Source organism: Desulfovibrio ferrophilus, assembly GCF_003966735.1.
GTDB classification, from domain to species: Bacteria; Desulfobacterota; Desulfovibrionia; order Desulfovibrionales; family Desulfovibrionaceae; genus Desulfovibrio_Q; species Desulfovibrio_Q ferrophilus.
In genome coordinates this window covers 3,266,547-3,281,047 of record NZ_AP017378.1, presented here as the reverse complement: position 1 = coordinate 3,281,047, position 14,501 = coordinate 3,266,547, and the positions used below count along the sequence as shown (strand labels likewise).

The window sequence follows — 14,501 nt, the reverse complement described above, 5'->3', positions numbered from 1 at the left end:
CCCAAGATAAAGGGGGGCATGCGAGGAGAAACGCATGTCCCAACAGCTGCCTACTGGCGATTCTACATCTGAGTCTGTCTTTGTGGCCCGCCAGCCCGTTTTTGATGATCATCAGGATATCTGGGGCTATGAACTCCTGTTCCGGGCTTCGGCAGAAGCTCGTGGAGCCCAGATCAGTGACGCCGACATGGCCACGGCCAAGGTGATTGCTGACGGTTTCATCCTGGCCGCTGGAGGCATGAAGTCAGGCCAGCGAGCCCTCATCAACTTCCCCCAAAGTCTCATTCTCGACCAATTTGCCTTCGCCCTGCCCAGCGATGTGGCGGTCATCGAAATCCTTGAAGACGTGAAGCCCGAGCCCGAAGTCATCGAAGCGCTCCAGACCTTGAAAGAAAGCGGCTACTCTCTGGCCATGGATGATTTCATGGGCGAACCCGAATTGATGCCTTTTGTGGAAATGGCCGACATTCTCAAGGTCGATATTCTGGGCATCCTGGGTCCCGAGGGCATTGCCAATGCAGACAAGTTGCGCAAAGTCATGGCCGATCTGGGTTCCACCAAGTGCCGCCTGCTGGCAGAAAAGGTCGAGGACAACGATGTTTTCGGTCTGTGCAAGGAATTGGGATTCACCCTGTTCCAGGGCTATTTCTTCGCCAAGCCCGAGATCATTCCCGGCAAAAAGATTTCCACCGGCGAAGTGACCAAGATTCAACTGCTCAAGGAACTGGGCAACCCGGACTTTGAAGTAGGCAAGCTCTCGCGGGTCATCCAGGCTGATCTGTCTCTTTCCTATCGCCTCTTCCGGTACATCAACTCCGCAGGCATGGGCGTACGCCATGAGGTGGAAAGCGTCCAACGTGCACTCACGTTGCTAGGCCAACGCCAAATCACCCAATGGCTGCGAGTGGTCATCATGTCTGATCTTGCTCCCTCAAAAAAGGGCGAGGAAATGGCCTTCATGTCCGTTCAGCGGGCCAGGTTCCTGGAGCTGTTGCATTCGGCGGCCGGGCAGATGAATATTCCGCACGAAACACTATTCCTGCTCGGATTATTCTCCATGCTGGATGCCCTGCTGGGTATGCCCATGGACGAAATTCTGCAAAATATCCCTCTGGATGAAGAGGTCAAGAAGGCCCTGATGGGCGACGAAAGCCGCTATGGGGCACTGCTGGGCTTGGTGGGGGCATACGAACGCGCGGATTGGGACAGCGCCAAGGCCATTTTGGAACAGTTCAATCTCCAGCCGGAAAAGGCCGACAAGAATTATGTGGAGGCTATGACCTGGACCCAGGATATTCTCGGAGGCGCACAAGAAGCGGCGCAACCGCAATAGTAGATCACGCAGTACAAATGGGTTCTACCCAAGGCTTCGTTCATCTGCTAATAATAACTGCAAGCTACCAGATGCACACATTTGGCAGCTTGCAGTTTCTGTTGCAGAGTTCAACCCAAGGAAAGCTTGCCTCATGTCACCTGATATCTCCATGGACAACACATACGAATCCATCTTTGTGGCCCGCCAGCCCATCTTCGATGACCAACAGGATGTCTGGGGCTACGAGTTGCTGTTTCGCGCCTCTGCCGAAGCAGGTGGTGCCAATGTCGCCGATGGCGACCTAGCCACAGCAAAGGTCATCGCCGACGGATTTGTACTGGCCAGCGACGGCATGAGCACGGGGCAACGGGCTCTGGTCAATTTCCCCCAGAATCTGATTCTGGATCAATTCGCTTATGCTCTGCCGAGCGATATCGCTGTTATCGAGATTTTGGAAGATGTACGCCCCGAACCCGAAGTTCTCGAGGCCCTGCAAGGGCTCAAGGACAGCGGCTACACTCTGGCCATGGACGATTTCATGGGCGAGACCGAACTGATGCCCTTTGTGGAAATGGCCGACATTCTGAAAGTCGACATTCTGGGTATTCTCGGCCCCGAAGGCATTGCCCACGCAGACAAACTGCGCAAAGTCATGGCCGATCTCGGTTCCACCAACTGCCGTCTGCTGGCAGAAAAAGTCGAAGACCTTGAGGTCTTCAGCCTATGCAAGGAATTGGGCTTCACCCTGTTTCAAGGCTATTTCTTCGCCAAACCCGAGATCATTCCCGGCAAAAAGATTTCCTCCAACGAGATTGCCAAGATTCAGCTGCTCAAGGAACTGGGAGCGCCCGACTTCGATGTGAACCGGTTGTCAAAGATCATTCAACTGGACCCATCCCTGTCCTATCGCCTGTTCCGCTATATTAACTCCGCAGGCATGGGCGTTTCGCAAAAGGTTGAATCCGTTACCAGGGCCATCACCCTGCTCGGCCAGCGACAGCTCTCCCAGTGGCTGCGAGTCGTCATCATGTCCGACCTTGCGCCCACCAAAAAGGGGCAGGAAGTCGCATTCATGTCCGTCCAACGGGGGCGCTTCCTGGAACTACTGGCCCAGCAATGCCCCTCCGGGCAAAAACCAGAAACGTTATTCCTGCTCGGTCTGTTCTCGCTTCTGGATGCCATGCTCGGGCAGACCATGGATGAAGTCCTGAAGCATGTCCCCTTGGACAAGGCCATGGAGGACGCCCTCAAGGGCGGTGAGAGCGAGTTCCGATTCTGTCTTGATCTGACCAAGGCCTATGAATACGGAGATTGGGAAGCCGTGGAACGAATGATCGCACCACACGGCATTACGCAGCCCCAGGCCGCGCCCCTGTACACCGAAGCCATGGCCTGGACCCAGAATATCCTTGGAGATTGCAACACTCCTGACTGCGCCTGATCAACAGGCATTGCAAACAATATACTAAGCCGCCGCCCCTTAAAGGAGCGACGGCTTTATTACGTCAATCCGTACTCTTTCTGAATCACAAGAATCGCTACGAAAAGTCTTTCAAAAACCGAGCGGAGCAGGAGCTATCAAACCCGATGGCCTGGAGTCGTTGCCAAGTCTTCACGCCGTACGGAGACTGAGAGCAAAGCTCTCGTGCACCTATTCAAGAAGTTTAAGACGACGCAGCGACACTGCCAGCGCGGAATTTCCAATAATTATCAGCCCCTTTCGTCAATAACCCGCTTGGTCTTGCCAAACGAACGCGGAAGCGACCCAAAGTCCACAATCTCCACACCGGCACGCGCCATCAATTGCTTGTGCAGGGCATCGGAGACGGTCTTGGACAGTTCACTGTCGCAGCCGGAGTGAACATCTTTGGCGCGCTCGACCTTGATGCGCATGGAATCACGCCCACCGGAACGCGTCAGCTGAATCTGGTATTCACTGCCTGTGTCCGGGAACTTGTGAAGCACATCGGCGATCTGACCGGGGTAGATGTTCACGCCACGGAAGATGATCATGTCATCGGAGCGGCCCAGGATCTTTTCGTGGCGCGGCATGGTCACCCCGCAGGAACAGATTCCGGGGATGAGCCGTGTCAGGTCGTGGGTGCGATAGCGGATCAGAGGTGCGGCCTGCTTATGCAGGGAAGTCACCACCATCTCACCGATCTCACCCGGTGCCACGGGTTGATGAGTGACGGGGTCCAGAATCTCCAGAATATACATATCAGCCCAGTAATGGATGCCTTCGTGGGCAGTACATTCCAGGCCTGCACCCGGTCCGTACAGTTCCGTCATGCCCGTAATATCAAAACTGTGCTTCAGGCCCAGGAGTTCCTCGAACCGCTTGCGCATCTTGGGAGTATGCGCCTCGGCTCCAAAGATACACTTCTCGAGCTTGATGGAGTCACGCAGTCCCTGTTTCTCGATCTCCTCACCGAGCAGCAGCGCCATGCTGGCTGTGGAGCAAAGACAGGTGGTGCCCATATCCTTGATGAGTTGCATCTGGATCTCCATATTGCCTGGCCCCACCGGCACCGCCGTGGCCCCGAAATGCTCGCAACCCAATTGGAAACCGGCACCAGCGGTCCAGAGGCCATAGCCCACGCAGATCTGCACCCGGTCCAAACGCGTCAATTCTGCCAATTCATAGCAGCGGGCCATCATACCCTTCCAGTCGTCCACGTCCTTCTGGGTGTAGACCAACACCTTGCGCTTGCCCGTGGTGCCGCTGGAGGCATGAATGCGCACCAACTCCTCTTCGGGAACGGACAAGAGCGGCATGGGATAGCCATCGCGCAGGTCCTCAACCGTGGTAAACGGCAGTTGGGAAAGATCATCCAGGCTTTTCACATCACCCGGCTTGAGTCCGACGTCCTCAAGTTTCTTGCGGTAGGCAAGACTACCCTCAAAGGCGTGTTTGACCGTCCACTTCAAGCCATCGAGCTGAATATCACGTATCTGCTGTTCATCCAGATGGGGGATGAACCGGTGCTGCTGAGTCATGTCTGCCGTCTCCTTGCCTTGTCCTGTGCTTCGGACGGGTTGTCCGAGTCCGCAAAATCCAGTACCCATACCGTGCAGACTCGGACTGCTGAAAAGTTCGCGTCACAATGCCTCAAATCGATTTTCCATTCAACCAGGGACAATCGCGCATGATCGAGACCGCCATCTTCAATATTCTGGCCTGCATCCTGGGACTCATCCTGGGCAGTTTCTACAACGTCTGCATCCACCGGGGCATCACCGGTGAATCCGTAGTCAATCCGCCGCGCTCCAAATGCCCGCACTGTGGCCATTTTCTGGCCTGGTGGGAGAACATCCCGCTTCTTTCATACCTGATCCTGCGTGGCCGCTGCCATAGCTGCAAGGCAGGCATCTCCATGCGCTACCCGGTGGTGGAGGCCCTGTCCGCCATTATCGCCCTGGCTCTTGCCGTCAAATTCGGTCCCGGTGCCAAGTGGGCGGCCTACATGGCCTTTTCAGGACTGCTCATCGTCCTTGGATTCATCGATCTGGCCACCATGTTCCTGCCCCTGTATCCCATGCTCATTGGCGCGGGTGCCGCACTGGTTTGCGCCCCTCTCTTCCTGGACATTCCACTCATGGATGCGAGCTTTGCTGCTGCTGCCGGAGCGGGCTGCTTCTGGGCGGTCCGCGCGGCCTACAAGATGCTGCGCGGCATCGAAGGATTGGGCGAAGGCGACATCTGGCTGATGCTGCTCATCGGGCCGCTGGTGGGGCTGGACCAACTGCCATTTGTGATCATCTTCAGCGGGCTGGGTCTGGTGGCAACCAGCATCATCTTCCTGCGCGGCGGATATGAACCGATCCAGAACGAAGAAGAGGCCGAGGCACAGACAGAAGGCGATGATGACGAACGTGGTGCCTTGCAGACGCCCATCCCCTACGGCCCTTTCTTATGCGCCGCAGCCATCGCCGCCGTGCTCATAGGCGATGAAGTCATGCGCTGGTACATCGGGCTTTTATAAACCCCGAAGGATTGAGCCCACAACAGATTAAAAAGGGGCAGGAGGCTTTGCAGAAAAGCCCCCTGCCCCTTTTGATTTCTCCCCCCCACACTTTTCAATGGGGAGAGCATCAATGCTCTGTGCCCCCTAACGCTCCGAAAAGGCGAGACGCAAGCCGAGGTAAGTGAAAAATCCGCCAAGACTCCTGTCCAGCCAGGTACAGAAGCGTTGATTATCACGCAGGCGGTTGGTGAGGGAACCACCCATCAGCACCAGTGGTGGCTCCACAAAGGCAGCCACCACAATGATCAACACGCCATGCAGCAGGAGCTGACTGGAGACCGACCCCGCCCCCGGCTCCACGAACTGGGGCAAAAAAGCCAAAAAGAAGATCGCAGCCTTTGGATTCAACAGATCGATGAACACGCCTTGCGCAAAAACCCGTCGCAACGAAGTGGTGCCCACACTGCAGGAATTGAGGGACAATCCGCCCTTGGAGCGCAAGGCCTGGATTCCCAGCCAGAGGAGATAGGCAGCGCCCGCGTATTTGACCACGGAATACGCCGTGGCCGAGGCCACGATGATGGCCGACAACCCCACGGCCGCAAACAGAACGTGGCCCATGGCCCCGGTCCAAACACCCGCCATGGCAGCAAATCCACTGGCTCTGCCACCGCGAACGGTATGGGCCAGAATAAACCCCATGTCCGGCCCGGGGGCAATATTGAGCAGCACGGCGGCAGTCAAAAACGTCAACCAATGGTGAAGGTCGTAGGCAAAAAGCATCTGTTTTCCTGATTTATTTGATTGAACTCTTCTGCAGGCACGAGAGGACTCAGCCCTGATCGACCCGCTTCACGTAGTAGACACAACGACCTTCGGCCAACTGGGTCTCGGGCATGGAGGCCGTAAACACGCGCACATGGACGTTGGCGATGCGGTTGCCCATCATGCGAACTTCACCCTCGGCAAGGAGTTCCTCGAAGGGCGCCGGGCGCTGGTAGTCCACGCGCATATCCACGGTGGCGGTCTTGTCCTTGGGGCCGAAATGCGTCCACAGGGCCACGGCCCCACACACGTCCACCAGCACCGAAACGACCCCGCCATGCATGGCACCGCGTTCCTCGTTGCCGCGAAATTCGTCCTTGAACGGCAAACGCACCCGCGCGAAACCTGGCCGGGCCTCGACCACCTTCACCCCCAACCAGCGATGCATGGGGATGCTGTCTTCCACAAAGGCGATCAAATCTTCATGAATATCGGTCATGGGCTTTGCACCTTGCCTTCTCGATGGACTCTAACAACCGTGTCACTCTGTCGCTGTCGCGCACATCTTAGATAATTATTGTCATGCACACCATCACCAATAATCCCACCTGATCATATCCATCTGTTCAATCATGTTTTTCGAGGCCGCAGGTTCTCAATACTCTTTCCCAAATTCTGAATTGTCCTCGTATCTCTCCGCTGCTCTCCCCTGGTGACCTCGTCCTCTTCCCCTGGCGGCTCAAAAAGGGCCGGATACAAGGCACAAAAAAGTCCCGGACTCAACGCGTATCTGAACATACGCAAGAGTCCGGGACTTTTGCAGTACACTTGGGGCGTAGTAAGTGATTTGTAGGCTCGATGACTCACCAACAAATCACTTAACAAAGTAGACGGTGCGTTTTCAGTCGCCTAGACCCAAGGTGAGAGAAACTCCTTGGCCGAACCTCCCCCCCGAATATGGTCGATAAGCGCGGAGCCAATAACCGCCCCATCCAGCTTATCGCCAAAGGCTTCCAACTGGTCTGGAGTCTTGATGCCAAACCCAAGGGCCAGAGGAACGTCAAAGGCTTCCTTGACCTCGATGATCTTGTCACCGATCTCCTTGGGCAGGCTGGTGCGCGCACCGGTAATGCCCATCACGGACACCAGATACACGTAGCCGCTGGCATTACTCGCATACATCTTCAAACGCTCGGGCGGGGTATTGAGGCCCACCAGATAGATGAAATCGATGCCCTGGGCACCAAGAATCTCCTTCATCTCCTGGGCTTCCTCATAGGGCACGTCCGGGATGATCAGCCCGCCAACACCAGCTGCGGCTGCGTCCTTGGCAAGTTTCTCCAACCCGTATTGCAGGAACGGATTCAAATAGCCCATGAGCACGATTCCGGCCTTGATCCCGGCGCGATGCTTGGGCAGTTCCTCCAGAATCCATTTCAGTGTCACGCCCAGCTCCAGGCTTTCCAGACAGGCCTGTTCCACGGTGGGACCATCGGCAACAGGGTCGGAGAACGGCACACCGATTTCAATGACGTCCGCCCCGGCGGCGTCCAGTTCCTTGATCACGTCCCAGAACTCGGTGAGCCCCGGGAACCCGGCGGGCAGATAGGGAATCACAGCCTTGCGGCCCTTGGCATTGGCCTCTCGTATTTTTTCACTCAAATTCGACATGTATTTTCTCCTCTGCGATCTTCACCGCAGTGTGATGCTTTTCTATCCGATCTGATTCAATTTTCCGACTTTTCCATTCCAATCGCTCCCCACCGGGAAATTCGTTTGGAATGTGCATCCCCCGGGCCAAAGGCCGTTCAGGGTGTGCGGGATGTCAGGCGCAAAGATTGTTCAGGTCCGATGTATATTCAACATACATGAAGGGCTGAACAATCCGCAGCAACGCCGCAGACCGTGCGCCATGGATGGCCTTCCTTACCCCAGATATTCTTCGATGATGCCCATATCCTTGTCCCCTCGCCCCGAGAGGTTAACGATGACCTTGGAACCTGCGGGGATGTCATCCTTGTATTCCAGCACATAGGCTACGGCGTGGGAGGATTCCAAAGCCGGGATAATGCCCTCGTGCCGACACAGGGACTGGAAGGCATTCAAGGCCTGGGCATCGTTGACGCTGACGTACTCGGCACGGCCCGAGGCATCCAACCAGGCATGCTCGGGACCGACGCCCGGATAATCCAGGCCGGGAGCGATGGAATGCGAAGGCTCGATCTGCCCGTCTTCGGTCTGCAACAACTGGGTGCGTGCACCGTGGAAAACACCCGGTGTGCCCTTGCAGATCGCCATGGAATGGTAACAGCCGGGCTCGCCGGAACCTGCGGCTTCCACACCCACCATGCGCACGTCACGGTCGTCCATGAAGGCATGGAACAGACCAATGGCATTGGAGCCACCGCCCACACAGGCCACAAGCAGATCCGGCAGAGTGCCGAACTGCTCCACGCTCTGTTGGCGTGCCTCGTGGCCCACCACGGACTGGAAGTCACGCACCAGTGCCGGGAAGGGATGCGGACCGGCCGCAGTACCGAAGCAGTAATGGGTATCGGCCTGCTCGGAAATCCAGAATCGGAAGGCTGCGTTGATGGCGTCCTTCAGGGTCTTGGTGCCGGATTCAACGGGCCGGACCTCGGCGCCCAGAAGCTGCATACGCCGCACATTGTGGGCCTGACGCTTTACGTCGGTGGCGCCCATGTAAACGATACAATTCAGACCCAGATAGGCCGCAGCCGTGGCCGTGGCCACGCCGTGCTGCCCCGCACCGGTTTCAGCCAGCAGGGTCTTCTTGCCCATATGCTTGGCCAAGAGGGCCTGCCCGATGGTGTTGTTGATCTTGTGCGCGCCGGTGTGCGCCAGGTCCTCGCGCTTCAGATACAGGTTGAAGCCCAGTTCCCTGCTCAGATTGGGACAAAAGGTCAGAGGCGTTGAACGCCCCACATACTCGGTCAGAATACGCCCGAATTCCGTCAGGAAAGGCTTGCTTTTGACAATGGTCTTGTAGGCGTCCTCAACCTCCAGCAGGGGAGGCATGAGCAGTTCGGGCGAAAAACGCCCGCCGAAGTCTCCAAAATACCCTTTCTTCATTCTATCCTCCAGGCCGTACACAGGCCTTCAATGCTGTATTATTCGTTATTCCCGCTTCTGATCAGAGCCACGGCTCGACGGACAAGCTCCGCGTCCTTCAAGCCGGGTGCCGATTCCAGACCGGAATTCAAATCAAAGCCTTGCGGCTGGCACTGGGCCATGGCCTCGGGCAGATTGTCCACACTCAGACCCCCGGCCAGCATCCAGGGCACCGGAGCATCCAGTCCCCTGAGCAACCCGAAATCCTGGGCACGGCCATGACCGCCGCCGGACATCCCGGCATCAAGCAGGGCATAGGCCATGCACCCGTCATAATCCGACATCTCATCTTCCAGGGCAGCACGCATCTTGTGGCGCTCGGGCCAAAAGACGCGAATCACGCGCGTGGCTCCCACGGCCCGGCAAAAGGCCCGGTCCTGATCACCACACAACTGGGCCAGATCGAGCTTGGCCCGATCCATGATCTCCAACACCTGCTGCTGGGACTGGCGTACGAACACGCCCACCCGTAAGGCAGAGCCTGTATCGATGGCAGCGGCGGCACCGGGCTGGATGTTGCGCGGGCTGGACTCATGAAAAATGAATCCGGTCATGTCCACGCCTGCGTCCACGCAAGCCGTGGCGTCCTGCTGGCGGGTCATGCCACAGATCTTGATGAGCTGTCGGCTGTCGGTCATGCGTCTGTTTCCTTGATCAAGCGTTTCAGAGCGCCCTCGGGATCACCTCCCTCCATCAGGAAGGTGCCGATGAGCACGGCATCAAAGCCCAAAGAAGCCAATTCGGTAATCTGCGAGCCATGGTCGATGCCGCTGGCACTGATCCAGAGTTCCTCCGGGGTCTTGGCACCGATCAGACTGCGCGACACATCAAGGCTGATGGTCAGGCTGTCCAGATCGCGATTGTTGACCTGGATGATCCTGGCCCCGGCCTCGCGGGCCTTGGCCAGATCCTTGGCGTCGAAGACCTCGGTCACTGCTTCCAGACCATAGTGATCGCACAGTTCGAGCAGTTCGGACAACTCCCGAGTCTCCACCATGCGAGCAATGAGCAGCACGGCGGAAGCCGGGGTTGCAGCCGTCCGCCGGATCTGCAACGGATGCAGGATGAAATCCTTGCGCAGCAACGGAATCCCTGCAACCAGTGCTTCGTCCAGATAAGCCAGATCACCTTGAAAATAATCCACTTCCGTCAAAACGGACATGCAGGCGGCACCGCCTCCCGCATAGCCCCGCGCCACATCCGCAGCCGTCAACTCCAGATTGATGACGCCCTTGCTGGGCGAGGCCCGCTTGTATTCCGCGATGACTGCGCCCGGCCCCTTGGTTCTGAGCGCCCCGGAAAACGAAGGTCGTGGACCGGTCATGGGCGCAGGCATCTCGCCCCGCGCATCCCGGCCCAGCAGCTCCATGATCTCGGAGCGCTTGGCGTCGGCGAATTTCCTAAGCATTGAGGGTCTTCTCCCCGGCACCGGAGGCCAGGGCCTCACGTGCCTTGTCCACACCATCGGCCAGGGACAAATCATCCTCCAACAGGTGCACACACATTCCGGCATTCAGGGCCACCATGTCGCGCATGGGCTCGGGTCCGCCTCCGGCAAGAATCTCACGCAGCACAGCCACAGCCTCGTCCTTGTCCTTCACAGCCATGTCTTCGGGGCTGCTGGCGGCCATGCCCAGTCTGGCGGGGTCAAGGACATCCTCACGCAACCAGCCATCGCGCACGTACACGACCTGATTTACACCAAAGGGTGTCAGCTCGTCGAACCCACCGGCTCCGTGGACTACGCAGGCTTTCTGAACCCCTGTCAGGGACAGAACCTTGGCCATGCGGTGCAGAAAACCGGGAATGGCGATCCCCAGCAACTGGTGAGTGGGTCGCGCGGGATTCAGCAGAGGGCCCAGCAGATTGAACAGGGTTCGGCAGCCGATCTCCTGTCGCACGGGCATGATGTGCTTGAAGGCCGGATGATAGCCCGGGGCGAACAGGAACACGAAATTGCGCCGTGCCAGTTCTGCCGCCACGTCACCCGGCTGGAGATTCAGATTCAGCCCCAGAGCCTCCAGGGCATCGGCACTGCCACAGGTGCTGGAGACCGAACGGTTGCCATGCTTGACCACCTGATAGCCCATCCCGGCCAAGGTCAATGCCACGGCAGTGGAACAGTTGAAACTGCTGGAGCCGTCACCACCGGTGCCACAGGTATCGATGCGCTTGCCCGAAAGCCCGGGAACCATGCGTGCGTGGGACAGGGCAGCGTTGACTGCTGCGGCGAGTTCCTCGGCGGTTTCGCCCTTGGTCTTCAGGCCCATCAGGAAGGAACCAGCCTGAGCCGGGGTCATTGTGCCATCCATTAATCGGGCAAAACTCTCGTTTGCCATGTCCTGGGGCAGATCCTTGTGAAAGGCCAACTGCTCCAAGATGTCCGCCATATGCATAGCCATATTCATCGCTCCTTTGCGTTGCATGCTGTTGAACAGGATTCTTCGCCTCAAACTGCTCATGCCTAGAGTCCTTCGGGGAACCGGGCCAGCAGTTTCAGACCTTCGGGGGTCAGGACGGATTCCGGGTGGAACTGCACGCCCACCCAGGGACGATCATTGTATTTCATGGCCATGACCTCGCCAGCCTCGGTACGGGCAGTGACGGTCAACAGCTTGCGGACGTCCTCGGGCGCATTGTCCACATCCACCAACAGCGAGTGGTAACGACCAATCTCCACGGGATTGGGCATGTCCGCAAACAGCCCCTCGCCATCGTGAGTAATCATGGAGGTCTTGCCATGCATGATCAGCCCGGCCTGGATGACCTCGGCTCCGGCAAAATGCCCCAGAGTCTGATGCCCCAGGCAGACGCCCAGCACGGGCACCGAGTGTGGCAGCTTCTCCAGAAAATTCAGGCACAGGCCAGCATTCACAGGGCGGCTCGGCCCGGGAGACAGGCAGACCATCTCCAAATCCGGGCTTGCGGCCAGTTCCAGCACCTGCGGGTCATCATTCTTGACGACCACGGGGTCCTTGCCCAGTAACTGAAAAGCCTGCACCAGATTGAAAGTGAAGGAGTCATAATTATCAATCAGCAAGAACATCGCAGCCTCCCTTGCCAGCCAGTGTCTCGCGAATCACACGGGCCTTGTTGTTGCACTCGGCCCATTCCTTGGCGGGGTCCGAATCAAAGACGATGCCCGCACCGGCCTGCCATGAGAGCACATTATCGCGCACCCACATGCTGCGAATGGTGATACCGGTATCCAGATCAACGCGCCCTTCATCCAGACCGATCCAGCCGATGGCTCCCGCATAGGGACCACGGGGCTCGCGTTCCAAATCGGCGATAATCTCCATGGCCCGCACCTTGGGCGCGCCCGAAACCGTTCCCGCCGGGAAGGTCGCCCCCAACACATCCAATGCATCCAGCCCTTTGCGCAGTTTGCCGCTGACATAGGAAGTGATGTGCATCACATGCGAAAAACGCTCGACCTGCATGAACTTGTCCACCTTCACGCTACCCGGCTCGGACAACCGTCCCAGGTCATTGCGCCCCAGATCCACCAGCATCACGTGCTCGGCGCGTTCCTTGGGATCGGCCAGCAGTTCCTCGGCCAGACGTTCGTCCTCGGCGGCGTTTTCGCCGCGCACACGAGTGCCCGCGATGGGACAGGTGGTCAGTTCGTCGCCTCTACAACGCACCAGCATCTCCGGTGAGGAGCCAAATAGCTCCAGCTTGGGCAGCCGCATGTAGAACATGTAGGGCGATGGGTTGATCTGCCTGAGTCTGCGATACAGCACAAAGGAGTCACCCTCGAAGGGGGCCGAAAAGCGTGTGGAGAGCACGGTCTGAATACACTCGCCCTGGCGGATCAGTTCGATGGCATCGGACACACTCTTCTTGTAGGCAGCTTCACCGGGGTTGACCTTGTGTTCGCCGATATCCGGCGGCATGGGTGCACGCATCACGCTCTTGTGGTCCGAATGCGGCTTGACGCCCTTGTTCAGGGTCAGAAAACACAGACGGTGGTAGAGATGGTCGAACATCACCACATTGCCGGGCAGCACCAGACAGGCCTCGGCATCTTCGGGATGCAGCTGATTCTCCAGCTTGGGTTCGAACATCCCGGCCACGCCATAGCCGAAATATCCGGCCAGCCCGCGGGTGATGGGCGGCAGCTCCTCGAAGCCTTCGGCAGGCTCGATGTTCAGGTTCTTCATGACCTGACGAACACCGTCCATAAAGGGCCGTCCCTTGAATTCCTTGAACGCATCCAAACGGCCATCACGTACGCCGACTTCAAGTTTGCCGTCCTTGCAGGACAGACGCAGGGCGTAGTTCCAGGCAATGATGGAGTAGCGACCAAAGCGGCCATCCACCTCTGCACTTTCCAACAGGATACCCTGCTTGTGTCCCACCAGACCCAGAAAAAGGCTGATGGGGGTCTGAATATCCGCAGGCAGCCATTGTCCGTACTGCTGCAACCGTACTGGTTCCATATGCTCCTCCTTAACTAACTAATTTTTCTAAAAAAAGAGCCGCGCTTCCTTGTGGGGAGGCGCGGCTTGTATTCGATTTTCCGGCCCTTGCCGGTTACACTCCCCCCCCACTATGCCCATTTCGCCACCACCAATTGGCGCGCGCGGAGAGAAGCTCGATGTCTCCACCAGCGGCGATGTTCAGCAGGGAACGGAAGTTGCGAATGGCTTCCTGTGTGTAGGGATTGATTTCCACAAGACTGGAGAACAGCTCGCTGTCTTCGGTCAGCATCTTGCGCGCCGCGTCCAGACGGCGATTGAAGCTGGGGGTGATGAACCGTTCGAACTCGGGCCGATTGGCAAGGGTCGCCAGATAGGACACCGTGGTCACGAAATTGAGGCCCTGAATGGAGGCCATGGCCAGATCATGTTCATCACTATCCGTGGTAAAGGAAGTAAAGCCCAGCTGCTCCATGTAGGCAGACACAGCCGCGAAAGCCGCATCATCACGCCCGGGCACCATGGCCACGCGCACATCCTCCGGATCGGGAGCAGGCCCGAACAAGGGATGTGTGCCTACGACCGGCCCGGTGTGGGCGGTCAGCATATCAGCCATGGGGCCGGTCTTGACCGAACAGATGTCAGCCAGAATCTGGTGCGGTTCCATCACAGCCGCGCACATCCCCGAGACATCGGCCATGGCAGCCGCAGGCACTGCCAGCAGCACCATATCAGCCCCGCGCACGCCCTGGGCCATGGCCTCGGGCGTCAGTGGTCGGTCCAAACCGCGCACTGTCAGTCCGGCTTCTTCGCTACGCCGGACGAACAGACGACCCATTTGGCCCTGTGCACCGATAATGAGGATGTTCTTAATGTTCATAATCAACTCAATACTCT

Annotated in this window: 14 protein-coding genes; 3 read left to right on the top strand and 11 right to left on the bottom strand. The window is 57.9% G+C overall.

Annotated elements, in window-relative coordinates; translation table 11 throughout:
• The first annotated feature begins 34 nt into the window (after positions 1 to 34).
• Both EL361_RS15050 and EL361_RS15045 read left to right on the top strand, forming a co-directional pair.
• Positions 35 to 1,333, top strand: a complete 1,299-nt coding sequence (locus EL361_RS15050) for an EAL and HDOD domain-containing protein (protein ID WP_126380772.1) — start codon at positions 35 to 37, stop codon at positions 1,331 to 1,333.
• Between the two features lie 133 nt (positions 1,334 to 1,466).
• Positions 1,467 to 2,756: an EAL and HDOD domain-containing protein gene (locus EL361_RS15045; protein WP_126380771.1), complete on the top strand. Its 1,290-nt coding sequence runs from the start codon at positions 1,467 to 1,469 to the stop codon at positions 2,754 to 2,756.
• A 269-nt stretch (positions 2,757 to 3,025) separates the two neighbouring features.
• On the opposite strand, the gene EL361_RS15040 is transcribed toward EL361_RS15045, so the two are convergent.
• Positions 3,026 to 4,315: a phenylacetate--CoA ligase family protein gene (locus tag EL361_RS15040; protein ID WP_126380770.1), complete on the bottom strand. Its 1,290-nt coding sequence runs from the start codon at positions 4,313 to 4,315 to the stop codon at positions 3,026 to 3,028.
• 149 nt (positions 4,316 to 4,464) lie between these two features.
• Here EL361_RS15040 and EL361_RS15035 point away from each other — a divergent pair, with 149 nt between their 5' ends.
• Positions 4,465 to 5,301 (top strand): prepilin peptidase, encoded by an 837-nt coding sequence (locus EL361_RS15035; protein ID WP_126380769.1) that lies wholly within the window; start codon positions 4,465 to 4,467, stop codon positions 5,299 to 5,301.
• Positions 5,302 to 5,427: 126 nt separating this feature from the next.
• On the opposite strand, the gene EL361_RS15030 is transcribed toward EL361_RS15035, so the two are convergent.
• The 10 genes from EL361_RS15030 to EL361_RS14985 form a co-directional block, all read right to left on the bottom strand.
• The gene (locus tag EL361_RS15030; RefSeq protein WP_126380768.1) at positions 5,428 to 6,066 is read right to left on the bottom strand and encodes a LysE family translocator; all 639 of its coding nucleotides are present in this window, start codon (positions 6,064 to 6,066) and stop codon (positions 5,428 to 5,430) included.
• Positions 6,067 to 6,115: 49 nt separating this feature from the next.
• Positions 6,116 to 6,547: a PaaI family thioesterase gene (locus EL361_RS15025; protein ID WP_126380767.1), complete on the bottom strand. Its 432-nt coding sequence runs from the start codon at positions 6,545 to 6,547 to the stop codon at positions 6,116 to 6,118.
• A gap of 410 nt (positions 6,548 to 6,957) precedes the next feature.
• Entirely contained in the window at positions 6,958 to 7,719 is a 762-nt protein-coding gene (trpA, locus tag EL361_RS15020; RefSeq protein WP_126380766.1) for a tryptophan synthase subunit alpha, read from the bottom strand.
• A gap of 255 nt (positions 7,720 to 7,974) precedes the next feature.
• Complete coding sequence (trpB, locus tag EL361_RS15015) at positions 7,975 to 9,141, bottom strand: tryptophan synthase subunit beta (RefSeq protein WP_126380765.1); 1,167 nt, start codon at positions 9,139 to 9,141, stop codon at positions 7,975 to 7,977.
• 38 nt (positions 9,142 to 9,179) lie between these two features.
• Positions 9,180 to 9,818, bottom strand: a complete 639-nt coding sequence (locus tag EL361_RS15010) for a phosphoribosylanthranilate isomerase (RefSeq protein ID WP_126380764.1) — start codon at positions 9,816 to 9,818, stop codon at positions 9,180 to 9,182.
• Entirely contained in the window at positions 9,815 to 10,588 is a 774-nt protein-coding gene (locus tag EL361_RS15005; RefSeq protein ID WP_126380763.1) for an indole-3-glycerol-phosphate synthase, read from the bottom strand. The genes EL361_RS15010 and EL361_RS15005 overlap by 4 nt, the downstream gene beginning before the upstream one ends.
• Complete coding sequence (trpD, locus tag EL361_RS15000) at positions 10,581 to 11,582, bottom strand: anthranilate phosphoribosyltransferase (RefSeq protein ID WP_126380762.1); 1,002 nt, start codon at positions 11,580 to 11,582, stop codon at positions 10,581 to 10,583. Before trpD ends, EL361_RS15005 begins: the two co-directional genes overlap by 8 nt.
• A 62-nt stretch (positions 11,583 to 11,644) precedes the next feature.
• Positions 11,645 to 12,226, bottom strand: a complete 582-nt coding sequence (locus tag EL361_RS14995; protein ID WP_126380761.1) for an anthranilate synthase component II — start codon at positions 12,224 to 12,226, stop codon at positions 11,645 to 11,647.
• Positions 12,210 to 13,625: an anthranilate synthase component I family protein gene (locus tag EL361_RS14990; protein ID WP_126380760.1), complete on the bottom strand. Its 1,416-nt coding sequence runs from the start codon at positions 13,623 to 13,625 to the stop codon at positions 12,210 to 12,212. The genes EL361_RS14995 and EL361_RS14990 overlap by 17 nt, the downstream gene beginning before the upstream one ends.
• A gap of 94 nt (positions 13,626 to 13,719) precedes the next feature.
• Entirely contained in the window at positions 13,720 to 14,484 is a 765-nt protein-coding gene (locus EL361_RS14985) for a prephenate dehydrogenase/arogenate dehydrogenase family protein (protein WP_126380759.1), read from the bottom strand.
• Positions 14,485 to 14,501: the final 17 nt, after the last annotated feature.